The sequence below is a fragment of the Streptomyces sp. NPDC006512 genome, assembly GCF_040611935.1.
In the GTDB taxonomy this organism is placed as follows: domain Bacteria; phylum Actinomycetota; class Actinomycetes; order Streptomycetales; family Streptomycetaceae; genus Streptomyces.
The window spans coordinates 24,093-48,484 of sequence record NZ_JBEXPG010000008.1; the positions used below are offsets into that span (position 1 = coordinate 24,093).

Consider the following 24,392-nt stretch of genomic DNA (forward strand, 5'->3'; position numbering starts at 1 on the left):
GGGCCGCCGCTCAGATCCAGCCCCGCTCGGTGGCGCGGACGCCCGCCTCGAACCGGCTGCGGGCGTCGAGGCGGGCCATGATGTCGGACATCAGGCGCCGGACGCTGCGGACGGAGATGGCCAGCTGCTTGCCGGCGGCCTCGTCGGTCATCCCGGAGGCGAGCAGCCGCAGCAGTTCCCGCTCCTGGGGGCTGAGTCCGAGGCTGTCGGGCTGTTCGGCGGTGCCCAGCGGGCGGGCCGCCTCCCAGATCTTCGCGAAGAGGGTCAGCAGCGCGACGACGACGCTCGGCTCGCGGACGACGAGCGCGCCCGTGCCGGAGTTCTGCGGATCGATGGGGAGGACGGCGGCCTTCTGGTCGACCAGGATGATGCGCATCGGCAGGACGGGATGGGTACGGACCTCACCGCCGCAGGAATTGAGCCAGGCCGCGTAGCGGCGGGTGGCGGGGTGGTTCCGGACGCTGTCGAGGTACACCGTCCGGATGTCCACGCCGCGCTGGGCGAGTTTCTCGTCCAGGGCTTTGCTGGCCGTCATGCTGTCGGTGGTCAGCGAGGCTTTGGGAATGAGGGCGAGCACCTCGGAGCGGGCTTCCTCGGAGATTTCCTCCAGGTATCCGCGTACAGAATCCATGCCGCGCAGGTACTCGATGTTCCCGCCGCTGGAGCCGGTTTGTCCCTGCTCGAATTCGGCCACGAGGTCGGCCATCGCGGCGCGGCCTTCCTCAAGCCTCTGCTGGCGTTCCAGGATTTCCTTCTGCTGGGCGGAAATCAGTCCGGCGAGGGCGAGGCTGGGCTTGACCGGGACGATGGCTCCCGGCTCCTCCCAGGAGGGGCGCACCAGTGCGGAGGCGGCGAGCTCGTCGAGGCCGGCGCGGACCTCCTCCTCGGGGACGCACAGTTCGCGGGCCAGCTCGGCGATCCCCCACTGATGGTTCTTGATCATGGCCCGGTACACCGTCTCGGCCCGTCCGCCGATGCCCAGGCACGCGAGCGACGAGTCCGAACTCCCCTTGGTGTACAGAGATTCAGTCATTCCACCCGTCCTTCACCCACCCGCGAGAACACGAGATGATTCCATGTATGCAACCCTGTTGAAACTGGAGGGTGACGGGAGTGCCCTGCGCGGCACTTTCCAGCGCGTCCGAGAAATTCTGGCGCGGAACGGGCTCGGCGAACACCTGCAGCATGTCTACGCTTCTTCTGCGGCCGGCGGGTATGAATTCGTACTGTTCTTCAATGCGCCGGACCAGGTTGAGGCGTTGCAGCAGACCCGTCACATCGGTGACACAATTCGCAGGGAACTGTCCGACTCCACGGATCGCTGGCGATTGTACTCTCAGGTGGCTGGAATTCGTTCTTCCGGTGTGTGGTGAGCGTCACCCGGCGCGCCGGGAACTGCGCAGGAGGGTCGCCACGAGGGCGCCTCGGTGCGGAGGTCCCCCGTACGGCCCAGTCACAGGGCCCCCGGGCCCGGGGTGTCCGAGAGTGGGGGGCAGGCACCTAGCCCGGGGGGCCACACCACGCCGGAGGCGCACGCACATGGGACTCTTCGATTTCCTGAAGTCCGACAAGAAGAAGGAACACGAGGCGGAGAAGGCGCGGGAGCAGGTGGAACAGCAGACCCCGGCCGCCTCCCCGCCCGCGGCGCCGAACGCGCCCGCCGGCACCGGTTCGAAGTACACCGACGCCGCGGCGGCCACCAAGGCGGCCGCCGACCGCATGGCCGCGGCCGCGCCGCCGAAGCCCGCAGCCGCTCCCGCGGCGCCCACCCCCACCTCCGCCGCGCACAAGGCCGTCCCCGTGGCGCCCAAGCCCGCGGCGATGCCCAAGCCCGCCGCGATGCCGCCCAGGGCCGCCGCGCCCGCCGCGCCCGCGGCGCCCAGCCCCGCGTCCGCCGCGCACAAGGCCGTCCCGGTGTCGCCCAAGCCGGCGGCCAAGAAGCGCACGTACACGGTCAAGCCGGGGGACTCGCTCTCCGCGATCGCCCGCCGCGAGCTCGGCAACGAGGGCCGCTGGCGCGAGCTCTACGCGATGAACCGGGGCGTCGTCGGCCCGAACCCGGACCTCATCCACCCCGGCATGGTGCTCACCCTCCCCAACTGAACCCGGCGGCGCTCGGGAAGGGGCCCGGATCCTGGTGGATCCGGGCCCCTTCCCGTGTTCGCCGCGCGTGCCGGGCGGCCGGGTCCGTCAGAGCTGCTTGTCCGGGGAGCCCTCGGGCCCCGCGTCCGCCTCACGTTCCTTCTGCGCCAGTTCCTCGTCGAACGCGGCCGGGCCGGCGTCGCGGGACGACAGCTCGGTGGCCGCCGGGGGTTCCACGAGCCAGTCCGGGTTGGACTGCCGGTCCCACCACTTCCACGCCGCGAAGGCGCCGATGGCCAGTACGCCGACCAGCGCGACCCCGCGCGCCGCCCGCCCGCACCGCTCCCGGCGCTCGTGGCGGCGCACCAGCCGACGGACCTCCTTCGCCGACACCTGGCCGCGCAGCGCCGCCAGGGCGGCCGTCGACCGGGACGCGGCCTCCTCCGCCACGGGCGTGGCGGCCGCGAGCGCGCTCTCCAGCTTCGGCTGGGTGTAGTCGGCGGCCTGCCGCGCCGCGAGGCGCGTCTGGAGCACCGCCTGGGTCGCCGCCCGGTCCACGCCCGGCGGCACGTGCGTGCGGGCCTGCTTCAGGCGCGGATGCACGTGGCAGTCGTACGTCGTACGGGCCTGTCGCGCGGCCTCGGTGGCCGCCTGCGACATCATCGGCGCCAGTCGCTCGTTCGCCTCTTGCGCGTAGTGCACAGCCGCGTCCTTGGCGGTTCCTGCGTACGGCGCCACCACTTCCGCTGCGTGCCGGACCGTATCCCTGGCGCTTTCGGCGGCCAGGCGCACGCTGTCCTTGCGGGTCACGGGGATCCTCCTCCTCGGTGGCGGACACGGTTCACCTTTCCACCCTTTGTCGGATCATGCCTGCCATAGCGCCGCCGGGCATGCGTGACAGGGCATACGAGTGGAGGATTTCTGTGCGGCGCTGCCCTCCGTGGGAGGATCGGAACCGACAGTGATGACTATGGAAGGCAGACCCGTGGCCGAGAAGCTCTACGCCACCCTGAAGACGAACCACGGCGACATCGAGATCGAGCTGCTGCGGAACTTCGCTCCGAAGACCGTCCGGAACTTCGTGGAGCTCGCGAAGGGCGAGCGCGAGTGGACCCGCCCCACCGACGGCCAGAAGACCACGGCACCGCTCTACGACGGCACCGTCTTCCACCGCGTCATCAGCGGCTTCATGATCCAGGGCGGCGACCCGCTCGGCAACGGCACCGGCGGTCCCGGCTACCAGTTCGCCGACGAGTTCCACCCCGACCTCGCCTTCACCAAGCCGTACCTGCTCGCCATGGCCAACGCCGGGCCGGGCACCAACGGCTCCCAGTTCTTCATCACGGTCGCGCCGACCGCCTGGCTGACCCGCAAGCACACCATCTTCGGCGAGGTCACCGACGCCGCCAGCCGCAAGGTCGTGGACGCCATCGCCGCCGGCGAGACCAACCCGCGCACCGAACGCCCCGTCGCCGACGTGATCATCCAGTCCGTCGTCATCGAGGAGCGCTGACCCCGGCAGCCCCTCACCCCCGCCCGGGGCGCGCCCCCGGGAACCTTTCCGCCCCGCCCGTCCGTCCTGGTTGTGTACCGGACCGGCGGGGCGCCGCTGTCCCGCCGCCGACCGAGGGGACCGATGGACACCGACCGTCTGCCGGGCTGCTACCGCCACCCGGACCGCGACACGGGGATCGCCTGCACCCGCTGCGGGCGCCCCATCTGCCCGGAGTGCATGATCAGCGCCTCGGTGGGCTTCCAGTGCCCCGACTGCGTGCGCGGCGGCTCCGGCACCGGGCACGCCGCCACGGCCAACGCCCCGCGCACCCTCGCGGGCGGCCTCGTCGCCGCCGATCCCCAGCTCGTCACCAAAGTCCTGATCGGGATCAACGCGGCCGTGTTCCTCGCCGCGTACCTGGTCCCGGGGCTGGCCATCCAGCTGGAGCTGCTGGGCCGCTACGTCCAGTACTGGGGAGCCCCCGTCGAAGGGGTCGCCACCGGCCAGTACCACCGGCTGCTGACCTCGGTGTTCCTGCACGTCGAGTGGTGGCACATCATCGGCAACATGCTGGCCCTGTGGGTGATCGGCGGTCCGCTGGAGGCGGCCCTGGGCCGCGTCCGCTACCTCGCGCTCTACCTGCTGTCGGGGCTCGGGGGCAGCGCCCTCGTCTACCTGCTGACCGCGCCGAACACCCCGACCCTCGGCGCCTCGGGCGCCGTCTGCGGGCTCCTCGGCGCCACCGTCGTCCTCGCCCGCCGGCTGCGCTACGAGATGCGGCCGGTCCTGATCACGCTCGGGCTGATGCTGCTCGTGACCTTCGTACCGCTGGGCGGCAGCTGGTCCGTGTCCTGGCAGGCCCACATCGGAGGCCTGGTGACCGGCGCCCTCGTCGCCCTGGGCATGCTCGGCCGCGCCACGGGCAGGAAGCGCACGCTCGTCCAGTGGGGTACCTGTGCGGCGGTGTTCCTGCTGGCCGCAGCGGTGGTATTGGTCCGGACGGCCGCACTCACCTGATCACACCGGCGTCAACTCTCCACAGAGTTATCCACAGATCTTCTGTCTTTTCCTCAGGTGTGGATGACGCTGTGGATAACTCATGGGGAGAGCTTGCGTTCCGGCGCTAGATGCGCACTACTTCCACTGCGTCGAGACGCCGAAGCCCGCCGCGATGAAGCCGAAACCGACCACGATGTTCCAGTTCCCCAGGGCCTCGACCGGCAGCTGGGTATCGGTCACGTAGAAGACGACGATCCACGCCAGACCGATGAGGAAGAACGCCAGCATGACCGGCGCGACCCAGCTGCGGTTCGTCAGCCTGATCGTCTGCGCCTGCTTCCCCGCCGACGGCGGTGTGTAGTCGTCCTTCTTGCGGATACGTGACTTCGGCACGAGGGGCTCTCCTGTCGATGCGCTGGGGGACCTTGCCTGCCCCGGGCGTCCGTTAGCGTAGTGGACCTGTGGCGTTGAAGGAGAAGGGTACGTTGAGCAATTCCGACGACTCCTCCGCGGGTCCCCGTCTGCGGGCCAGACCGGTCCGGCTGCTGACGGCCGCCGTTTTCGCCCTCGCCGGGCTCATTTTCGTCACCAGCTTCAACACGTCCAAGGGTACGAACATCCGCACGGACGCGTCACTCCTCAAACTGTCCGACCTCATCCACGAGCGCAGCGCCGACAACGCCGAGCTGGAGAAGAGCGCCGCCGCCCTGCGCTCGCAGGTCGACGCCCTCGCCGACCGCGACGACGGCAGCACCAAGGCCGAGGACGCCAAGCTGGCCGCCCTGCGCAAGGCCTCCGGCACCGAGGAGCTCTCCGGCAAGGGCCTCACCGTCACCCTCAACGACGCCCCGCCGAACGCCACGGCCCGCGTCCCGGGCGTGCCCGAACCGCAGCCGAACGACCTCGTGATCCACCAGCAGGACCTCCAGGCCGTCGTGAACGCGCTCTGGCTGGGTGGCGCCGAGGGCATCGAGGTCATGGGCCAGCGCCTGATCTCCACCAGCGCGGTGCGCTGCGTCGGCAACACCCTGATCCTCCAGGGCCGGGTCTACTCGCCCCCCTACAAGGTGTCGGCCGTCGGCGACCCCGGCGCCCTGCGCAAGGCCCTCGCGGACTCGCCCGCCCTGCAGAACTACCAGCTGTACGTCAACGCCTACGGACTGGGCTGGAAAGTGGACGAGGAGAAGAGGCTGACACTGCCCGGCTACTCCGGCACAGTGGACCTCCACTATGCGAAGCCGCTGGAGTCCGCCGCGCCCTGACGTCGTACTGCGCCTGGTGGTACGGACGCTCAGCGAGGCGTGCCTGACGGCCGGCACGCTGATCGTGCTCTTCGTCGCCTACGTCCTGCTGTGGACCGGGGTCAAGGCCGACCGGGCCATGGACGGCGAGCGGGACCGGCTGCGCGACCGCTGGGCGGCCGCCGCCCCGGCCGCGGCGCCCGCGCCCCCGCCCCCGGGGCAGGGCGGCCGGCAGCCCCCGCCACGGCCCGCGGAGGACCCGCCCGCGGAGGAGCCGCACGCGACCTACCCCGCCGGCCGGGCCTTCGCCGAGATGACGATCCCGCGCTTCGGCCCGGACTGGAACAAGCCGGTCCTGGAGGGAACGGACCCCGAGCTCCTGAAGAAGGGCCTCGGCCACTACACCGGCACGGCCCGCGCCGGCGGCACCGGGAACTTCGCGGTCGCCGGCCACCGCCGCACGTACGGCGACCCCTTCAAGGACGTGCCCCTGCTCCGCCCCGGGGACACCGTCATCGTCCGGGACGCCACGCACCGGTACACGTACACCGTCCGCGCCGCCCCGCTGCGCACGCTCCCCACCGAGACCGGGGTCGTCGACCCCGTGCCGGCGAAGTCCCCCTTCACCGCCCCCGGCAAGTACCTGACCCTGACCACCTGCGAGCCGGAATGGGGCCACAGCCACCGCCTCGTCGTCTGGGCGGAGCTCACGGACACCCGCCCCGCGCGGCAGGGCGCACCAGAGTGATTGCACAGCGGACCCACCGCGCCGGGCCTCTGCCTTTAGGCTGTTGCGGTACCGCCCCTGCGGTGCGTGGAGCGAAAGGGACGCGGACGGAATGTACGGCTGGATCTGGCGGCACCTGCCGGGCAACGCGTGGGTACGCGCGCTGATCTCACTCGTACTGGTCCTGGCGGTGGTGTACGTGCTGTTCCAGTACGTCTTCCCGTGGGCCGAGCCGCTCCTTCCGTTCAATGATGTGACGGTGGACGAGGGATCGGGAGCCACTCCGTGAGCGCGCGCATTCTGGTTGTCGACAACTACGACAGCTTTGTCTTCAATCTGGTCCAGTACCTCTACCAGCTCGGCGCCGAATGCGAGGTGCTGCGCAACGACGAGGTCGCGCTCGCCCACGCCCAGGACGGCTTCGACGGCGTGCTGCTCTCTCCGGGGCCGGGCACGCCGGAGGAAGCGGGCGTCTGCGTGGACATGGTCCGCCACTGCGCGGACACCGGCGTGCCGGTCTTCGGCGTCTGTCTCGGCATGCAGTCGATGGCCGTCGCCTACGGAGGCGTGGTGGGCCGGGCCCCCGAGCTGCTGCACGGCAAGACCTCGCCCGTCGTGCACGAGGGCCTGGGCGTCTTCGCCGGGCTGCCCTCCCCCTTCACCGCCACCCGCTACCACTCCCTCGCGGCCGAGCCGCTGACCCTCCCCGACGCGCTGGAGGTCACGGCGCGCACCGAGGACGGGATCATCATGGGCCTGCGGCACCGCGAGCACGACGTGGAGGGCGTGCAGTTCCACCCCGAATCGGTGCTGACCGAATGGGGCCACCGGATGCTCGCGAACTGGCTCGTGCGCTGCGGCGACGCCGGAGCCGTCCAGCGATCGGCGGGACTGGCCCCGGTGGTGGGCAAGGCCGTCGCGTGACGGCGGTCGCGCCGTCCGCGCCCACCGAGGGCCGGGCCGCGCGGCGCAAGGCCGCTCAGGAGGCCGCGAAGCGTTCGCACGCACGGGCGCGCCGACGGGGCGGGCGGGGCCGAAGGCGGGCCCGCCCGCGCTCCGGAGGCGCGGTCGTGGTGCTGAGCCGGGCGGTCGGGGAGCTCTTCATCACCGTCGGCCTGGTGATGCTGCTGTTCGTCACCTACCAGCTCTGGTACACGAACCTGCTGGCGCAGCGGACCGCGGACGGGGCCGCCGGCTCCCTGCAGCAGACGTGGGAACGCGCCCCTGATCCGGCGGCGCCCGGCCAGGGCGCGGCGCCCCCGGTGGCGGCCTTCGAACCGGGCCAGGGCTTCGCCATCCTCCACATCCCGAAGCTGGACCTGAAGGTGCCGGTGGCGGAGGGGATCAGCAAGCCGAAGGTGCTGGACCGGGGCATGGTCGGGCACTACGGCGAGGGGGCGCTGAAGACGGCGATGCCGTCGGACAAGCAGGGCAACTTCGCGGTGGCCGGCCACCGGAACACGCACGGCGAGCCGTTCCGCTACATCAACAAGCTGGGGCCGGGGGATCCGATCGTGGTGGAGACGCGGGACGCGTTCTACACGTACGAGATGACCTCGATCCTGCCGCAGACCCCCCCGACGAACGTCTCCGTGATCAAGCCGGTGCCCGAGGGCTCCGGATTCACCGGCCCGGGCCGGTACATCACGCTGACGACCTGCACTCCCGAGTTCACGAGCACCTACCGGATGATCGTATGGGGCAGGATGACCGAAGAACGCCCCCGCAGCCAGGGCGCTCCGCCCGCGCTGAACAGCCCGTAAGGACGAATCCGCAGTGTCTCGTGCCCGCCGCCGCTCCGCACCGCCGCCCCGAAACCGCAGCGTGATCGCCGGGTTCCTGAGCCTGCTGGGAGAGGTCCTGATCACGGTGGGCCTCGTCCTGGCCCTGTTCGTGGCCTACTCGCTGTGGTGGACGAACGTCCTCGCCGACCGTCAGGCGTCGGAGCGCGGCGACGAGGTCCGCCGCCAGTGGCAGGCGGCCCCCGCACCCCCGGCCGGGGCGCCCGCCGAGCCGGGCGCCCTCGACACCCAGGGCGGCATCGGCTTCCTGCACGTACCGGCGATGAAGAACGGCGAGGTGCTGGTCAAGCCCAGCACGGACCCCGACGTCCTCGACGACGGCGTCGCCGGGTACTACACCCAGCCCGTGAAGTCCGCCCTGCCCTGGGACGAGAAGGGCAACTTCGCGCTGGCCGCGCACCGTGACGGGCACGGGGCCAAGTTCCACAACATCGACAAGGTCAAGACCGGCGACGCGATCGTCTTCGAGACCCGCGACACCTGGTACGTCTACAAGGCCTTCGCCGAGCTGCGGCAGACCTCGAAGTACAACGTCGACGTCATCAACCCGGTCCCCAAGGAGTCGGGCAAGACGGCCCCCGGGCGCTACATCACGCTGACGACCTGCACCCCCGTCTACACGTCGAAGTACCGGTACATCGTGTGGGGCGAGCTCGTACGGACCGAGAAGGTGGACGACAAGCGCACCCCGCCGGCCGAGCTGCGCTGAGCCGCGGCGGACGGTGTTTCACGTGAAACAGGCCCGGCCCCTCTCCGTGGAGAGGGGCCGGGCCTTCGTTCGTACGGGGGTGCCGCCGGCCGTCAGCGGCCGCCGAGGCCTCCGATGAAGCCGCCGCCGTTGCCGCCGTTCCCGTTGCCGCCCTGCTGACCGCCCTGGCCGCTGCCGGGCGAGGTCTGGAGGTTGACGACGGTTCCGGCCGGCTGCGGGGTCCCGGCCGCCGGGTCGGACTGCAGCACCGTGGCGTTGTCGTCCGTCGGGCCCGACAGGACCGCTCCGAAGGTCAGGTTGGCCCGCTTCAGGTCGTCCTTGGCCTGGGCCACGGTCCGGCCGAACAGCAGCGGAACGGCGGTCGGCGCCGCGGTCGCCTTGGCGATGCTGACGTTGACCGGGGTGTCCTTGGCGAGCTGCTCACCGGCGGCGTACTGCTGGTGGACGATCGTCTTCGGCGCCGCCCCGGGCTGGTCGACCTCGGTCGTGCTGCCGAGCTTCAGCTTGGCGGCCGTGAGGAGCTTGACCGCCTCTTCCTTGGTCTTCCCGGTGAGGTCCGGGACGGTGCCCTTGGAGATCTCCTTGGAGACGATCAGCTTGACGACCGAGCCCTTCTCGGCCTCGGTACCGCTCTTGGGGCTCTGCTCCAGGACCACGCCCGGGTTGCCCTCGGACTCCCGCAGCTCCTTCTCGACCTGGAAGTTCTTGTCCTTCAGCGCGGACTCGGCCCGCTCGTACGTCAGGCGCACCACGTCGATCACCGGCACCTTGGGGGCGCCCGAGGAGACCTTCACCTTGACGGTGGTGCCCTCGTCGACCTTGGTGTCGGGTTCCTTGTCCTGCGAGCAGATCCTGCCCTTGGGCTGGTTGTCGCAGGGCTCGTCGGCTTCCTTGACCACCGTGAGCTTCACGCTCTGGGCGCGGCCCTGTGCCGATTCCAGGGTGTCGCCGACGAACTTGGGCACGGAGGGCCGGTTGTCGGCCCGGTCGCTGAAGAGGGACTTGCCGATGAGGATCGCGCCGACCAGGACGAGGACGCCGGCGAGGGCCAGCAGGACCGTGGAGGCCCGGTTCTTCTTCTGGCGGCGGCCGTGACCGCCCTGGTCGTAGCCGCCGTGGCCCTGGTCCCCGTACCCGTAGCCGTTGTCGCCCGGGGGCATCGGCGGGAGCATCGAGGTCTGGCCGGAGTCGGGGGACCGCAGGGCGGTGGTGGGCTGGTCGTAGCCCTGGTGCCCGTAGCCGCCCTGGTCGGGATAGCCGTACCCGGCCGCGCCCATGGAGGCGGTGGCGGCGACGGGCTGGCCTTCGAGGCAGGCCTCGATGTCGGCCCGCATCTCGTCCGCGGACTGGTAGCGGTAGTCGGGGTCCTTGACCAGCGCCTTGAGGACGATGGCGTCCATCGTGGGCGTGATCTCGGGGTCGAAGTTCGACGGGGGCTGGGGCTCTTCGCGGACGTGCTGGTAGGCCACGGCCACCGGGGAGTCACCGACGAACGGCGGCCGCACGCAGAGCAGCTCGTACAGCAGGCAGCCCGCGGAGTAGAGGTCCGAGCGCGCGTCGACCTGTTCGCCCTTGGCCTGCTCCGGGGAGAGGTACTGGGCGGTGCCGATCACGGCGGCCGTCTGCGTCATGGTCATGCCGGAGTCGCCCATGGCGCGGGCGATGCCGAAGTCCATGACCTTGACCTGGCCGGTCCGGGTCAGCATGACGTTGGCGGGCTTGATGTCGCGGTGCACGATGCCGGCGCGGTGCGAGTACTCCAGGGCCTGGAGGATGCCGATGCACATCTCCAGGGTGCGCTCGGGCAGCAGCTTGCGGCCCGAGTGCAGCAGCTCGCGCAGGGTCGAGCCGTCGACGTACTCCATCACGATGTACGGGATGGAGATGTTGTCGACGTAGTCCTCGCCGGTGTCGTAGACGGCGACGATCGCCGGGTGGTTCAGCGACGCGGCCGACTGGGCCTCGCGGCGGAACCGGGCCTGGAAGGACGGGTCGCGGGCGAGGTCGGCGCGCAGGGTCTTGACGGCGACGGTACGGCCGAGCCGGGTGTCGTGACCGAGGTAGACCTCGGCCATGCCACCACGGCCGAGCACGTGGCTCAGCTCGTACCGGCCGCCGAGGCGACGCGGCTCTTCCATAACGTTTGCAGCCCTCTCCGTCAGTCCCGACCGCACCCGTGTGTGGTCCGGCGGTGTGCTGTTCGCGGCAAGGCTACCGGCCGATCGTCGGTGATCGGTTCGTGACCACAGGCTGATATCGGACCGGTACCGAGCGCTCGGACACTGCCCCGGCTTCTCATCCCTTGTTCTTCAGTACGGCTTCCATGACCGCCTTGGCGACCGGTGCCGCCAGACCGCCGCCGCTGATGTCCTCGCGGTCCGCGGCGCTGTCCTCGATGACGACGGCGACGGCGACCGGCGAGCTGCCGTCGGGGTTCTCGGCGTAGGAGATGAACCAGGCGTAGGGGCGCTTGGCGTTCTTCTCGCCGTGCTGGGCCGTACCGGTCTTGCCGCCGACCTTCACGTTCTTGATCTTGGCCTGGCCGCCGGTGCCCTTCTCGACGACGTTGACCATCATCTGCTGGACCTTCTGCGCGTTCGCGGCGGAGAGGGGCCGGCTCATCTCCTGCGGCTCGTGCTTCTCGATCACGTCGAGGTTCGGAGCGGTCAGCTGGTCGACCATGTACGGCTTCATCAGCTTGCCGTCGTTGGCGATCGCCGCGGTGACCATCGCCATCTGGAGCGGGGTGGCCGCCGTGTTGAACTGGCCGATCGAGCTCTGCGCGTTGCCGTCCTTGCCCATCGTCTTGTCGTAGACGCTGGCGAAGGCGCGGACCGGGATGTCGATCTTGTCGTTGTTGAAGCCGAACTTCTGAGCGGTCTCGACCATCTTGTCGCGGCCGACCTTGTCGCCGAGGTTGGCGAAGACGGAGTTGCAGGAGACCTGGAGCGCGAAGTTCAGCGTGGCCTTCTCGCAGCCCGAGGCGTGGTTGACCATCGGGGTCTTCGTGCCCGGCAGGATGTACGGCTCGGGCGTGTCCGTGGGCGCCTCGATGTCCGTGACCACGTTGTTCTCCAGCGCGGCCGCGGCCGTGACCACCTTGAACGTGGAACCCGGCGGGTAGGTCTCGCGCAGGGCGCGGTTGACGAGGTTCTTGTCCTCGCTGTCCTTGAGCGAGACCCAGGCCTTCTCGTCCGCGTCGGAGAAGCCGGCGAAGCTGGACGGGTCGTAGGACGGGGTGCTGACCAGGGCCAGGACGGCGCCGGTGCGCGGGTCGATCGCCGCGACGGCGCCCTTCTTGCTGCCGAGCTGCTGGAAGGCGGCCTTCTGGGCGGCGGCGTTCAGGGTGGTGACGACGTTGCCGCCCTGCTTCTTCTCACCGGTGAACATGCCGATGGTGCGGTCGAAGAACAGCCGGTCGTCGTTGCCGGTCAGGATGCCGTCGTCGATGTTCTCCAGCTGCGTGGAGCCGAAGGCCTGCGAGGCGTAGCCGGTGACGGGCGCCCACAGGGGGCCGTCGAGGTAGGTGCGCTTGTACCGGAAGTCGGTGCTGTCGGTCCGCGTGGAACCGGTGATGGGCTGGCCCTCGACGATGATGTTGCCGCGCTCGGTGGCGTACTGGGCGATCAGGACCCGGCGGTTCTCCTTGCGGGTGCTGAGGTCCTCCGCCTGCACGTACTGCAGCCAGTTGGTCCGGATCAGCAGGGCGAGGACGAGCAGCCCGCAGAACAGCGAGATGCGGCGCAGGGGCTTGTTCATGACGGGCGGACCACCTGGGTCATCTCGGAGTCGGGGGACGGGGCGGGGGCCGGGGCGGGCCGGCGTGCGGTGTCGCTGATCCGGATGAGGATGGCGATGAGCACCCAGTTCGCGAGGACCGAGGAACCACCGGACGCGAGGAAGGGCATGGTCATGCCGGTGAGGGGGATGAGGCCCATGACTCCGCCGGCGACGACGAAGATCTGGAGGGCGAAGGCGCCGGACAGCCCGATGGCGAAGAGCTTGCCGAAGGGGTCGCGGGCGGCCAGCGCGGTGCGCACGCCCCGCTCGATGATCAGACCGTAGAGCAGCAGGAAGGCCATGACGCCCGTCAGGCCGAGCTCCTCGCCGACGGTCGAGAAGATGAAGTCGGAGTTCGCGGCGAAGCCGATGAGGTCGGAGCTGCCCTGGCCCCAGCCGGTGCCGAGGACACCGCCGGACCCGAAGCTCATGATCGACTGGCCGACCTGCTCGCAGGCGCCGGAGGTGGCGTAGCAGCCGAAGGGGTCCAGCCAGGCGTTCACACGGGCCTCGACGTGGCTGGCGGTGGTGCCGACGACCACGGCGCCGGCCATCGACATCAGCAGGCCGATGACGATCCAGCTGGTCCGCTCGGTGGCCACGTACAGCATGATCACGAACATGCCGAAGAAGAGCAGCGAGGTGCCGAGGTCGTTCTCGAAGACGAGGACGAGCAGGCTCATCGCCCAGATCATCAGGATCGGGCCGAGGTCACGGCCGCGCGGCAGGTAGAGGCCCATGAAGCGGCGGCTGGCCAGGGCCAGGGCGTCGCGCTTGACCATCAGGTAGCCCGCGAAGAACACCGCGATGACGATCTTCGCGAACTCGCCGGGCTGGATGGAGAAACCGCCGACGCTGATCCAGATCTTGGCGCCGAACACGTCCGCGCCCAGACCCGGGATCACGGGCAGGATCAGCAGGACCAGGGAGGCGGCCATCGAGATGTACGTGAACCGCTGGAGCACGCGGTGGTCCTTGAGGACCAGCAGCACGACGGCGAACAGGGCGATGGCCAGCGCCGTGTACATCATCTGCCGCGGCGCGGACTCGGAGAAGGCGCCGAAGTTCCGCTTGGCGAGCTTCTGCAGCCGCTCGGACTGGTCGAGCCGCCAGATGAGGACCAGGCCCAGCCCGTTCAGCAGGGTGGCGATCGGCAGCAGCAGCGGGTCGGAGTACTTGGCGTAGCGCCGTACGACGAGGTGGGCGATGCCGGCGAGCACGCCGAGGCCGAGCCCGTACAGCAGCATGCCCGGAGGCAGCTCGCCGTGGATCGACAGGCCGACGTTGGCGTACGCGAAGATCGGGATGACCACGGCGAACGCGAGCAGCATGAGCTCGGTGTTCCGCCGGCTCGGCGCCTCGATGGCGCCGATGGTGGTCGTGTTGGTGACAACGCTCATGGTGTGTCGGGCCCCCTGTGCCCGCGTATCTCTACTGCTTTTCGCACAGGCCGGCCATCGTCTGCTCCGCGGGAGTCAGAACGGGGCCGGGCGTCTGGTTGTTCTGCGCCTCGGCGGCGCGGCGGGCCTCGTCCTTCTTGCAGGCGGCGACCTGGGTCCCGAGCTCGTCGACCTTCTTGCGGGCGCCGTCGAGACTGCCTTCGGTGATGGTGGCCTCGACCTGCTTCCGCTTGAAGGACGGCAGGTACTTCAGTTCGATCTCGGGGTGATCCGTCTCCACCTTCGAGAGGTGGATCCAGGCCAGGTTCTGGCTGATGCCGCGGTACAGCGCGACGTGCTCGCCCTTGACGCCGATGTAGTACTGGGTCTGCGTCCACCGGTGCGCGGCGTACAGGCCGCCGCCGACGACACCGGCCACGAGCAGCAGGATCAGCGTCCGCGTGGTCCACTTGCGCCCTTTGCTGCGGCGCCTGCGCGGGTGGTCGTACGTGTCCTCGTACGGCGGGTCGGCCTCGTACGCGTCGGGTTCGCCGAAGCTGCCGTAGCCGCCGCCGCCCGGGCTCTGGTCGGGGTATCCGTAGCCGGGGGCCTCGCCGCTGCCGGGAGGGCCGAAGGCGCCGGCGGGCGGAGCGGCCTGACGGCCGAGGCCCGAGGCGCGCCCGGCCGGGGTCTGCATGGCGTTGCCGTCGAAGAGCTGGTGCTGGTTCTCGGCGACCGCGCCGACGACGACCGGGGTGTCGTTCAGCTGGGCGGCGAGGGTGTCGCCGCTGTCGGTGTCGAGGACGTCGGCGACGATGCAGGTGATGTTGTCCGGACCGCCGCCGCGCAGGGCGAGCTGGATCAGGGACTGCACCGTCTCGTGGGGGCCGTGGTAGTCGGCGAGGGTCTCTTCCAGGGTCTGGTGGGAGACGACGCCGGACAGCCCGTCGGAGCAGATGAGGTAGCGGTCGCCGGCCCGGACCTCGCGGATCGAGAGGTCGGGCTCCACGATGTCACCGCTGCCGAGCGCCCTCATGAGGAGCGAGCGCTGCGGGTGGGTGGTGGCTTCCTCTTCGGTGATGCGGCCCTCGTCGACGAGACGCTGCACCCAGGTGTGGTCCTGGGTGATCTGCGTGAGGACGCCGTCACGGAGCAGGTAGGCGCGGGAGTCGCCGACGTGGACGAGTCCGAGGCGCTGGCCGGTCCACAGGAGGGCGGTGAGCGTGGTGCCCATGCCCTCCAGCTGGGGGTCCTCCTCGACCATGACGCGCAGCTGGTCGTTGGCCCGCTGCACGGCCACGCTCAGCGCGGTGAGGATGTCGGAGCCCGGGACGTCGTCGTCGAGCTGGACGAGGGTCGAGATCACCTCGGAGCTGGCGACCTCGCCGGCGGCCTGGCCGCCCATGCCGTCGGCGATCGCGAGGAGCCGGGGACCGGCGTAGCCGGAGTCCTCGTTGCCCTCGCGGATCATGCCCTTGTGCGATCCGGCGGCGAAACGCAGGGACAGACTCATGCGCACCTGCCCTGTCGACGCTGCCTCCGGGTACAACCGGTCTCGAGCCACACTGCCCACCCTCCGGTCGGGAGCGCGCTCGGATCCGAGTCCCCGGTGGGACGGACCGCCGCGGCTCGCTCGCTCCGCTCGCTCATTCTCGTACTACTTCCGCAGCTCGATGACGGTCTTGCCGATGCGGATCGGGGCGCCCGGCGGAATGGGCGTCGGGGTGGTCAGCCGGGTCCGGTCGAGATACGTGCCGTTGGTGGACCCGAGATCCTCGACGATCCACTGGCCGTCACGGTCGGGGTAGATCCTGGCATGCCTGCTGGAGGCGTAGTCGTCGTCCAGCACGATCGTGGAGTCGTGAGCACGGCCCAGCGTGATCGTCTGGCCGGCGAGGGCCACCGTGGTGCCCGTGAGGGTGCCTTCGGAGACGACGAGTTTGGTCGGCGCACCCCGGCGCTGGCGTTGCTGGGGTGGCGCGGCGGATTGCCGCCCGGTCTGCTGCGGCGCACTGGTGGCGCCGCCGCGGCGTGAGCCGCGCTGCGTCACTCTCGTGCCGAACAGGTCGCTGCGGATGACCTGAACGGCCACGATGACGAACAGCCACAGAACGGCCAGGAAACCCAACCGCATGACCGTCAGGGTCAGCTCTGACATTGCCCCCGCTTCACCCTTCGGCTTGCCGGTAAATGATGGTGGTGCTGCCCACGACGATCCGCGAGCCGTCGCGGAGCGTAGCGCGGGTGGTGTGCTGTCCGTCCACCACGATGCCGTTGGTGGACCCGAGATCCTGGATCGTCGGGGGTGTTCCGGTCCGGATCTCACAGTGCCGGCGCGAGACGCCGGGGTCGTCGATCCGCACATCGGCCTCGGTGCTCCGGCCGAGTACGAGCGTGGGGCGCGAGATCTGGTGGCGTGTGCCGTTGATCTCGATCCAGCGGCGCGTGGTGCCGGGGGCGCCGCTGGGACCGGGCCCGCCCGCGCCGGGGCGGCCGCCGGGTCCGCCCGGAGGCGGTCCCGCGGGCATGGGCGGGGCGGCGACCGGCGGGTAGCCGTAACCGCCCTGCTGGCCCTGCTGCTGTTGCCCGGCCTGAGGCGAGTCCTGGGAGGTGCTGGAGGCCAGGGTACGGCTGCGGACCCGGTAGAGGCCGGTGTCGAGGTCGTCGGCCTTCTCCAGGTGGACCTTGATGGGGCCCATGAAGCTGTACCGCTGCTGCTTGGCGTAGTCGCGGACGAGGCCCGCGAGCTCGTCGCCGAGCTGGCCGGAGTAGGGGCTCAGACGCTCGTAGTCGCCGGCGCTGAGCTCCACGATGAAGTCGTTGGGAACGACCGTCCGCTCGCGGTTCCAGATGGTGGCGTTGTTGTCGCACTCCCGCTGGAGGGCGCCGGCGATCTCCACCGGCTGGACCTCGGACTTGAACACCTTGGCGAAGGTGCCGTTCACCAGACCTTCGAGTCGCTGCTCGAACCGCTTCAGAACTCCCATGGGGCACCTCCTCCGTCGTTGTCGCCCTGTACTGCTTACTGATCGTATCCACGCGTGGCGGATTCGGCTGGTTCCCCATCGGTCCCGTGCGCAGGAGTGTTGGTCCTCACAAGGGATCGTAGGGGCGCTCCAGGGACAGTGTCCCGCACCCGGAGCGGACTGCGGGAGGGGCCGTCCCGGCCGCCCTCCGAGGGGGCCGGGAAAGCGATGTGATTCCACCCCGTCCGACGTGCTAATGTTTCGACGTCGCCAGGGGAACGGCCCGAAAGGGAAGAACCACTGGGGAGCTGCTCGGGCGAGTGGCGGAACGGCAGACGCGCTGGCTTCAGGTGCCAGTGTCCTTCGGGACGTGGGGGTTCAAATCCCCCCTCGCCCACATCGAGGAAGCCTCGATCCGGAATCCGGATCGGGGCTTCCTGCATTATCGGCCTCCGGACCCTTATATAGGGGAGGGCGCGGCCGAGCCGCGGCGCCGGGTTCGCCCCCGTGGCCCTTCTCTCCCCGCACCTCAACCGTCCGACTTTCGTCGCACGGCGCGCGACGAAAGGGGGAAGCCGCCGGTGCCGTCGGGTGTCTAGGGTCGCTCGCGTGGATACGAGGGCGAGGGCGCGGGCGGGCTGGGACTGGCTGAAGGGGCCGGAGCCCTGGTCCCGGAGCGCGTTGGCGGGGGACCTGACGATCGCCGCGGTGATCGCGCTGCTCGGCGTGGGCGTCGACGAACTCAGTCACAGCTCCACGCTGAAGACGGCCTCGGCCGTCGTGCTCGTGGTCGCGCTGACCCTGCTGCGCCGGCGCCTGCCCGCGACGACCCTGATCGTGGGCGCCGCGGCCAGCGGATTCCTGCCCGGGGTGTTCCTCGTGACGATCCTGCTGGGCTGGTCCGCGGGCCGGCGGATCGTCGGGGTGGGCCGGGCGCTGGCCGCCTTCGTCATCGCGTTCGTCGCGGAAGTGGGCCTCAGCCTCGTCGACCAGTGGTCGCAGATGCGTCCCCTGCTGGTCATCGTGTTCTCCACCCTGATGTTCCTCGCCTCGACGGTCATGCCGGGTCTGGCCAGCCGGTACTGGTACCAGCGGCGGACCCTGCTGAGTGCCCTTCAGGAGCGCAACGCCCAGCTCCTGCGCGAGCGGACGATGGTCGCCGGGCAGGCCAGGCTGCGGGAGCGGCAGCGGATCGCCCAGGACATGCACGACAGCCTCGGCCACCAGCTGGCGCTGATCTCGGTGCACACCGGGGCGCTGGAGGTGGATCCCGCGATCACCGACCGGCAGCGCGAGGCGGTCGGGGTGCTGCGGCAGGCCTCGGTCGCGGCGATGCACGAGCTGCGCGAGGTCGTCGGGATCCTGCGGGACGGGGTGGAGGCTCCGCTGCCCGTGGAGGAGGCGCAGCCCGCCGCGCGCGGGGTGGCCGGGATCGGCGGGATCGTGGAGACGGCGCGGGCCGCGGGGACCGACGTACGGCTCTCCGTGGCGGGGCAGCCCCGGCCGCTGGCGGCGGCCTGCGACCACGCGGCGTACCGGATCGTGCAGGAGGCGCTGACCAACGCCTACAAGCACGCTCCGGGGGCCTCCATCACGGTGGAACTGCGGTACGAGGACGACTCCCTGGTGGTGGAGATCGCCAACGGCCCTGCGGCCGGTCCCGGTTCCGGTGAGGTGGTCTCGGGCGGGCAGGGGCTGACGGGGCTGCGGGAACGGGCCCGGCTGGTCGGCGGCATGGTCCACGCGGCGGCCGCCGAGGGCGGGGGCTTCCGGGTGGCCGGAGTGCTCCCGTACGGCGCCGAGCCGGCCGGCGCCGTCGAGGACGTGGCCGACGACTTCGGGCAGCGGACGCAGGCCCTGGCGACGGCCCGGAAGGGTGCGCCGCCCCTGGACTGGGCGGCGGTGGACCGCGAGCTCGCGGTGCCGGTGCGCAGCCGGACCGGCGGCTGGGCGCTGGGCTGCGGGATCGCCGTCGCGGCGCTCGTCCTGCTGCTGATCGTCATGGGGGCCGGGGTGGCGCTGCTGGTGAGCTCCGCGAACAAGGCGATGATCAGCAAGGAGGATTACGGCGCGGTGAGTGTCGGGGAGTCGGAGCAGACCGTCCGCGAGCGGCTGCCGTCCGGGGAGAGCGTCATGACGGACGGCCTGGAGCGCAAGGGGCCGCCCCGGCCCCCGGGGTCGGACTGTCTGGCGCTGCTGTCGGAGGAGTCGGACGACCTGACCACCGACGCCGTGTTCCGGTTCTGCTTCAAGGACGGCAAGCTCGTCGAGAAGCAGGCGTACGAGGTCAAGCAGTAGGAGCGCGGGGTGACAGCCAAGGTGATCAGAGTGGTGATCGCTGACGACGAGCCGCTGATCCGGGCGGGCATCAGGATGATCCTGACCTCCGCACCGGACATCGAGGTCGTCGCGGAGGGTGCGAACGGCCGGGAGGCGGTGGAGCTGGCCCGCTCCCACGCCCCCGACGTGGTGCTCCTCGACATCCAGATGCCGGTGATGGACGGGCTGACGGCACTCGGCGAGCTGGGTCGGACCGTGCCGGACGTGCGGGCGCTGATCCTGACGACCTTCGGGGAGAAGGAGAACGTGCTGCGGGCGCTCGGCGAGGGCGGCGCCGGGTTCCTGCTGAAGGACTCCGCGCCGGGAGAGCTGATCGGCGCGGTCCGGGCGGCCGCCGCCGGCGACGCCTACCTGTCGCCCTCCGCGACGCGGCACGTGGTCGACCAGCTGGCGACCGGCCGGGCCGCCGGACGCGGCGAGGCGGCCCGGAGGCGGGTGGCCGAGCTGAGCGAGCGGGAACGCGGGGTGCTGGCGCTGCTCGGGGAAGGGCTGTCCAACGCGGACGCGGGCCGGCGCCTGCACATGAGCGAGGCGACGGTGAAGACGTACGTGAGCCGGATCCTCGCGAAGCTGGGCTGCGACAACCGGGTCCAGGCGGCCCTGCTGGCCAGGGACGCCGGGCTCTAGATACGGTCGGGCCGAAAACGGTCGGGCCGACGCGCAGTCGGCCGCCTCGGCCGACACGGAGCGACAGGTGCGGGGGCGGCGCGAATGGTGACGGTACCGGAGCAGAACGCGGCGGGCGCGACGGCGGAAGCGGTCGCGGCGGCGGGACGTGAGGGCGGGCGAATACCGCGGGTCGAGGGCTTCGCGCCCCGGTCCGTGGCCGGTTCGCCCAAGGAGGCGGGCCGGGCCCTGCGCGAGCGCGTACCGCGTTCCGCGCACGCCCGGTTCGAGGCCCCGGCCGGACGGCCGGACGCCGTGCGGGCGGTGGAGGAGTCCAACGCCGGCAGGGTCGCGGAGCTCGCCCCGATACGGGTCGGCCGGATGGCCGCGAACCCCTTCGCGTTCCTGCGCGGGGCGGCCGGGCTCATGGCGCACGACCTGTCCGGCGGCCCGGTGACCGGCGTCGGGGCGCAGATCTGCGGTGACGCGCACGCGGCCAACTTCGGCCTGTACGGGGACGCGCGCGGCCGGCTCGTCATCGACCTCAACGACTTCGACGAGACCGTCTTCGGCCCGTGGGAGTGGGACGTGAAGCGGCTGGCCACCTCGCTGGTGCTGGCCGGGCGGGTGGCGGGCGCGGACGAGGACACCTGCCGGACGGCGGCGCAGGACGCGGTGGGCGCCTACCGCAGGACCATGCGGCTGCTCGCGAAGCTCCCCGCCCTCGACGCGTGGAACGCCATCGCGGACGAGGAGCTCGTCTCGCACACCGATGCCCGCGACCTGCTGGGCACGCTGGAGCGGGTCTCGGCGAAGGCCCGCAACAACACCTCGGCCCGGTTCGCCGCCAAGTCCACCGAGATCGGGGCGGACGGCGTCCGGCGGTTCGTCGACGCGCTGCCGGTGCTGCGCCGCGTCGGTGACGGGGAGGCGGCGGCCGTGGCGGCCTCGCTGGGCCCGTACCTGAAGACCCTGCCGGGCGACCGGCTGCCGCTGCTGGCCCGGTACGCGATCCACGACGTGGCGTTCCGCGTGGTCGGGACGGGGAGCGTGGGCACGCGCTCGTACGTGGTGCTGCTGCTGGACCACCGGGGGGAGCCGCTGGTCCTCCAGGTGAAGGAGGCGCGGCCGTCCGTGCTGCTGCCGTACCTGCCCGGACTGGGCTTCCACGCGGCGGTGGAGGAGCACGAGGGCCTGCGGGTGGTGGCCGGGCAGAAGCGGATGCAGGTGGTGTCCGACATCATGCTCGGCTGGACCACGGTGGAGGGGCGGCCCTTCCAGGTGCGCCAGTTCCGCAACCGCAAGGGCAGCGTGGACCCGGCGGCGCTGTCGGCCGAGCAGTTCGACGACTACGGGCGGATGACCGGCGCGCTGCTGGCGCGGGCGCACGCGCACAGCGCCGATCCGAGGCTGCTGGCCGGGTACTGCGGCAAGAACGAGGAGCTGGACGAGGCCGTGGCGGCTTTCGCGGTGGCCTACGCCGACCGGACCGAGGCCGACCACGCGGATCTGGTGGCGGCCGTCCGGGGCGGGCGGATCGCGGCGGAGGCCGGGGTCTGAGCGGAGGGCCGGGCGGGATGCCGGCGGGGGCGGGGCGTGGAGCGGGGCGGGTGGTGGGGCGTGGGGCCGGGGCCGGCACGGTCTGATCGGAGGGGCCGGGCCGGCGGTGTTTCACGTGAAACACCGCCCGGCCGGACGGGCCGTAGGCTGGCCGGGTGAGCGAGCAGACCGAGCACCCCGAGCAGACAGTCCCCGGCCCGTCCGCGGCCTCCCAGGCTTCTCCGGACGCCGCTCCGGACGCTACCCCGGGCGCCACTTCGGGCGCCGCCTCCCCGGGCGCCGCGGACGAGCGGCCCGAGGCGCGGCTGGACCGGGCCGTGCGCGCCGCCGAGCAGGCCCTGATCGAGTTCGAGATCGCGGTGGAGACCTTCCGGGTGGAGGTCGAGAACTTCTCCCGCCTCCACCACCAGAAGCTCGGGCCGATGTACTCGCGGCTCGACGAGCTGGACGCGCTGATCGCGGAGGCGAAGGCGGCCCGCAGCGGGGATCCCGAGGACCTGCGGCGGGCCCGTGACGCGCGCTCGCTGGTGATGCCGATGCCCGGCGTCGACGAGCTGTTCCACGACTGGCTGGACTCCGACGGGATCTCCGACGACGCGTCCGCGATGCTCACCGGCGGGTCCGTGAAGCCCCCGGAGCGCGTGCGTCCCTCGGAGGAGGTCCGCCGGCTCTACCGGGAGCTGGTCCGCAAGGCGCATCCGGACCTGGCCCAGGACGAGACCGAGCGGGAGCGCCGCGACGCGTTCATCGCCCGGGTCAACGCCGCCTACGGGCGCGGCGAGGAGCAGCTGCTGCGCGAGCTGGCGGAGGAATGGGCGGCCGGTCCCGCGCCGGAGGCCGTGCGGCCGACCGAGAGCGAGGAGCTGTACGCCCGCCTGGAGTGGCTGGCGCAGCGCAAGGAACTCCTGTCCGTGCTGGCCCGGGAGCTGGAGGACAGCGCGATCGGGTCGATGCTGCGGATGGCTCCGGACGACCCGGACCGGCTGCTGGAGGAGATCGCGGAGCAGTTGCTGGCACAGGTCTCCGAGCGCGAGGCGGAGCTGGCGGCGCTCGCCGGGTAGGTTGGCAGGCCAGACCCGCGAAGAGAGAAGGCGACAGCTATGAACTTCGGACCGCTCCCCTCGGTGGACGCCGCCGCGGTGCCCTCCGAAGGCTTTGTCCTGGACGTCCGCGAGGACGACGAATGGGCGGCCGGGCACGTCGAGGGCGCGCTGCACATCCCGATGAGCGACTTCGTGGCCCGCTACGGCGAGCTGACCGAGGCCATCGCGGAGGACGGCCGGGTCCACGTGATGTGCCGGGTCGGCGGGCGCTCCGCGCAGGTCACCCAGTACCTGGTGCGTCAGGGCATCGACGCCGTCAACGTCGACGGCGGGATGCAGGCCTGGGAGAGCGCCGGGCGCCCGATGGTGACGGACAGCGGGAACCCGGCCTTCGTGCTCTGAGGGGCTTTCCGCCTCAGGTGAGGGGATGGGCGGCCAGCAGGTCGCCCAGGGCCTCCTCGTGCGCCGCGGCCGGCCCGAGCTGGAGCTCCAGCTGCTTCGCCCAGGCGTGGTACCGGTGCAGCGGGTAGTCGGTGTCGGCGCCGAAGCCGCCGTGCAGGTGCTGGGCGGTCTGTACGACCCGGCGCACTCCCTCGGAGGCCCAGATCTTGGCGACGGCGACGTCACCGGAGCTGGGCAGCGGGCCGCCGGCGCCGCCGGTCGCCGCGTCGAGCCGCCAGGCGGCCTGCCAGAGGGTGACCTCCATGGCGCGCAGGTCGATGTACCGGTCGGCGGCCTGTACGGCGACGGCCTGGAAGGTCGCGACGGGGAAGCCGAACTGCTCCCGCTTGGCGGTGTACTGACTGGTCATGGTGAGGACGTTCTCGCCGAGGCCGAGCGCGAGGGCGCAGGTCCCGGTCGTGAGGAGCTGGCGGAGCCGCTCCCAGGCGCCGGGGGCCTCGATGAGGTGGGAGGCGGGTACCCGGACCCCGTCGAGGGTGAGCTCCGCGAGCCGTTCCCCGCTGGTGGAGTACTGCGCGGCGAGGGTGAGCCCGCCGGCGGCGCGGGGGACGAGTGCGAGGACGGCCTCGCCGTCGCCGCGGTGTGCGGGTACGGCGATCCAGTCGGCGCTGTGCGCCCAGGGGACGGAGGTCTGCACCCCGTCCAGGGTCCAGTCCGTGCCGTCGCGGCGTGCGGTGACGGCGAGTTCTGCGGGATCGTGGCCGGTGCGGCCGTGCGCGGCGACGGTCAGGACGAGCGTGCCGTCCCCGGCGCCGGGCAGCAGGGCGGCGGCCAGTTCGGTGCTGCCGTGGGCCTGGACGGCCATGGCGGTGGCGCAGTGCTCCAGGAGCGGTACGCGCGCCAGGACCTTGGCGGACTCCCGCAGCACCAGGCACAGGGCGATGACGTCCAGGCCGGCGCCGCCGTGTTCCCCGTCGAGGACGAGGCCCAGCAGGTCGGAGCCGGCCAGGCTGCTCCACAGGGGCCGGTCGAACTCGTCCGCGACGGCTCCCGGTGTGAGCGCGGGGCTGGGCACGCGGTCGGGGGCGACATCCGCGAACACGGCCCTGGCCGCCTCGACGGCCGCCTGCTGTTCCTCGGTGAAGGTGAAGTCCACTGCCTGTCCTCCCGCGTGCACCGGCTGGGTCCCGTCCGTCATATCTGACGGTCCGTCAAGATAGAACAGGCGACAGGAATTGCACAGGGGGAGGAACGGCAGAGG

Annotated in this window: 24 protein-coding genes, 1 tRNA gene and 1 pseudogene; 16 read left to right on the forward strand and 10 right to left on the reverse strand. The window is 71.3% G+C overall.

All coding sequences use genetic code 11. The features are described 5' to 3' along the window. Positions 1-10 precede the first annotated feature (10 nt). A complete protein-coding gene (locus ABZZ17_RS08155; RefSeq protein ID WP_356873297.1) occupies positions 11-1,033 on the reverse strand; it encodes a LuxR C-terminal-related transcriptional regulator in 1,023 nt (340 codons plus the stop codon). 43 nt (positions 1,034-1,076) lie between these two features. Here ABZZ17_RS08155 and ABZZ17_RS08160 point away from each other — a divergent pair, with 43 nt between their 5' ends. Next, positions 1,077-1,373 carry a hypothetical protein gene (locus ABZZ17_RS08160; protein WP_356873299.1) on the forward strand — a complete coding sequence of 99 codons (297 nt, stop codon included), beginning with the start codon at positions 1,077-1,079 and terminating at the stop codon, positions 1,371-1,373. A gap of 166 nt (positions 1,374-1,539) precedes the next feature. After that, positions 1,540-2,103, forward strand: coding sequence for a LysM domain-containing protein (locus ABZZ17_RS08165; RefSeq protein ID WP_356873301.1), 564 nt, complete (start codon positions 1,540-1,542; stop codon positions 2,101-2,103). A gap of 87 nt (positions 2,104-2,190) precedes the next feature. Here ABZZ17_RS08165 and ABZZ17_RS08170 read toward each other — a convergent pair whose 3' ends face one another. Then, complete coding sequence (locus ABZZ17_RS08170) at positions 2,191-2,892, reverse strand: DUF5324 family protein (RefSeq protein ID WP_356873302.1); 702 nt, start codon at positions 2,890-2,892, stop codon at positions 2,191-2,193. A 175-nt stretch (positions 2,893-3,067) separates the two neighbouring features. Here ABZZ17_RS08170 and ABZZ17_RS08175 point away from each other — a divergent pair, with 175 nt between their 5' ends. Together ABZZ17_RS08175 and ABZZ17_RS08180 are read left to right on the forward strand one after the other, a co-directional pair. After that, positions 3,068-3,595 carry a peptidylprolyl isomerase gene (locus ABZZ17_RS08175; RefSeq protein WP_356873575.1) on the forward strand — a complete coding sequence of 176 codons (528 nt, stop codon included), beginning with the start codon at positions 3,068-3,070 and terminating at the stop codon, positions 3,593-3,595. A 123-nt stretch (positions 3,596-3,718) separates the two neighbouring features. Beyond that, the gene (locus ABZZ17_RS08180; protein WP_356873304.1) at positions 3,719-4,594 is read left to right on the forward strand and encodes a rhomboid family intramembrane serine protease; all 876 of its coding nucleotides are present in this window, start codon (positions 3,719-3,721) and stop codon (positions 4,592-4,594) included. Positions 4,595-4,711: 117 nt separating this feature from the next. Here ABZZ17_RS08180 and crgA read toward each other — a convergent pair whose 3' ends face one another. Continuing rightward, positions 4,712-4,969 (reverse strand): cell division protein CrgA, encoded by a 258-nt coding sequence (crgA, locus tag ABZZ17_RS08185; protein ID WP_356873306.1) that lies wholly within the window; start codon positions 4,967-4,969, stop codon positions 4,712-4,714. Positions 4,970-5,061: 92 nt separating this feature from the next. Between crgA and ABZZ17_RS08190 the strand changes: the two genes are divergently transcribed. The 6 genes and pseudogenes from ABZZ17_RS08190 to ABZZ17_RS08215 all read left to right on the forward strand — a co-directional run bounded on the left by ABZZ17_RS08190 (position 5,062) and on the right by ABZZ17_RS08215 (position 9,055). Continuing rightward, positions 5,062-5,838: a DUF881 domain-containing protein gene (locus tag ABZZ17_RS08190; protein ID WP_356873308.1), complete on the forward strand. Its 777-nt coding sequence runs from the start codon at positions 5,062-5,064 to the stop codon at positions 5,836-5,838. Then, positions 5,807-6,565: a class E sortase gene (locus ABZZ17_RS08195; protein ID WP_356873310.1), complete on the forward strand. Its 759-nt coding sequence runs from the start codon at positions 5,807-5,809 to the stop codon at positions 6,563-6,565. The genes ABZZ17_RS08190 and ABZZ17_RS08195 overlap by 32 nt, the downstream gene beginning before the upstream one ends. A gap of 91 nt (positions 6,566-6,656) precedes the next feature. Next, positions 6,657-6,833: a hypothetical protein gene (locus tag ABZZ17_RS08200; protein ID WP_185902496.1), complete on the forward strand. Its 177-nt coding sequence runs from the start codon at positions 6,657-6,659 to the stop codon at positions 6,831-6,833. Further along, positions 6,830-7,468: an aminodeoxychorismate/anthranilate synthase component II gene (locus tag ABZZ17_RS08205; protein WP_356873312.1), complete on the forward strand. Its 639-nt coding sequence runs from the start codon at positions 6,830-6,832 to the stop codon at positions 7,466-7,468. The genes ABZZ17_RS08200 and ABZZ17_RS08205 overlap by 4 nt, the downstream gene beginning before the upstream one ends. Positions 7,469-7,614: 146 nt before the next feature. Next, positions 7,615-8,307: pseudogene (locus ABZZ17_RS08210) on the forward strand (class E sortase); the annotation flags it as partial. A gap of 13 nt (positions 8,308-8,320) precedes the next feature. Beyond that, positions 8,321-9,055 carry a class E sortase gene (locus ABZZ17_RS08215; protein WP_356873314.1) on the forward strand — a complete coding sequence of 245 codons (735 nt, stop codon included), beginning with the start codon at positions 8,321-8,323 and terminating at the stop codon, positions 9,053-9,055. A gap of 92 nt (positions 9,056-9,147) precedes the next feature. Here ABZZ17_RS08215 and pknB read toward each other — a convergent pair whose 3' ends face one another. The 6 genes from pknB to ABZZ17_RS08245 form a co-directional block, all read right to left on the reverse strand. Beyond that, positions 9,148-11,193, reverse strand: a complete 2,046-nt coding sequence (gene pknB, locus ABZZ17_RS08220) for a Stk1 family PASTA domain-containing Ser/Thr kinase (RefSeq protein ID WP_356873316.1) — start codon at positions 11,191-11,193, stop codon at positions 9,148-9,150. Positions 11,194-11,350: 157 nt separating this feature from the next. Continuing rightward, the gene (locus ABZZ17_RS08225) at positions 11,351-12,814 is read right to left on the reverse strand and encodes a penicillin-binding protein 2 (protein WP_356873318.1); all 1,464 of its coding nucleotides are present in this window, start codon (positions 12,812-12,814) and stop codon (positions 11,351-11,353) included. Next, a complete protein-coding gene (locus ABZZ17_RS08230) occupies positions 12,811-14,235 on the reverse strand; it encodes an FtsW/RodA/SpoVE family cell cycle protein (protein WP_356873320.1) in 1,425 nt (474 codons plus the stop codon). Before ABZZ17_RS08230 ends, ABZZ17_RS08225 begins: the two co-directional genes overlap by 4 nt. A gap of 31 nt (positions 14,236-14,266) precedes the next feature. Then, positions 14,267-15,727, reverse strand: a complete 1,461-nt coding sequence (locus ABZZ17_RS08235) for a PP2C family serine/threonine-protein phosphatase (protein WP_356873322.1) — start codon at positions 15,725-15,727, stop codon at positions 14,267-14,269. Positions 15,728-15,871: 144 nt separating this feature from the next. Then, positions 15,872-16,372, reverse strand: a complete 501-nt coding sequence (locus ABZZ17_RS08240; RefSeq protein WP_356873324.1) for an FHA domain-containing protein — start codon at positions 16,370-16,372, stop codon at positions 15,872-15,874. Between the two features lie 10 nt (positions 16,373-16,382). Beyond that, positions 16,383-17,201, reverse strand: coding sequence for a DUF3662 and FHA domain-containing protein (locus ABZZ17_RS08245; protein ID WP_356873326.1), 819 nt, complete (start codon positions 17,199-17,201; stop codon positions 16,383-16,385). Between the two features lie 293 nt (positions 17,202-17,494). On the opposite strand from ABZZ17_RS08245, the gene ABZZ17_RS08250 reads away from it, so the two are divergent. From ABZZ17_RS08250 to ABZZ17_RS08275, 6 genes are all read left to right on the forward strand, one after another. Then, positions 17,495-17,577, forward strand: a tRNA-Leu gene (locus ABZZ17_RS08250). Between the two features lie 212 nt (positions 17,578-17,789). Further along, entirely contained in the window at positions 17,790-19,478 is a 1,689-nt protein-coding gene (locus ABZZ17_RS08255) for a sensor histidine kinase (protein WP_356873328.1), read from the forward strand. Positions 19,479-19,487: 9 nt separating this feature from the next. Beyond that, complete coding sequence (locus ABZZ17_RS08260; RefSeq protein WP_356873330.1) at positions 19,488-20,147, forward strand: response regulator transcription factor; 660 nt, start codon at positions 19,488-19,490, stop codon at positions 20,145-20,147. Between the two features lie 84 nt (positions 20,148-20,231). Then, positions 20,232-21,686, forward strand: coding sequence for a DUF2252 domain-containing protein (locus ABZZ17_RS08265; protein WP_356873332.1), 1,455 nt, complete (start codon positions 20,232-20,234; stop codon positions 21,684-21,686). A 305-nt stretch (positions 21,687-21,991) separates the two neighbouring features. Continuing rightward, the gene (locus tag ABZZ17_RS08270) at positions 21,992-22,747 is read left to right on the forward strand and encodes a J domain-containing protein (RefSeq protein ID WP_356873577.1); all 756 of its coding nucleotides are present in this window, start codon (positions 21,992-21,994) and stop codon (positions 22,745-22,747) included. A 39-nt stretch (positions 22,748-22,786) separates the two neighbouring features. Further along, a complete protein-coding gene (locus tag ABZZ17_RS08275) occupies positions 22,787-23,131 on the forward strand; it encodes a rhodanese-like domain-containing protein (RefSeq protein ID WP_356873334.1) in 345 nt (114 codons plus the stop codon). 13 nt (positions 23,132-23,144) lie between these two features. On the opposite strand, the gene ABZZ17_RS08280 is transcribed toward ABZZ17_RS08275, so the two are convergent. Continuing rightward, positions 23,145-24,287: an acyl-CoA dehydrogenase family protein gene (locus tag ABZZ17_RS08280; RefSeq protein WP_356873336.1), complete on the reverse strand. Its 1,143-nt coding sequence runs from the start codon at positions 24,285-24,287 to the stop codon at positions 23,145-23,147. Positions 24,288-24,392 lie beyond the last annotated feature (105 nt).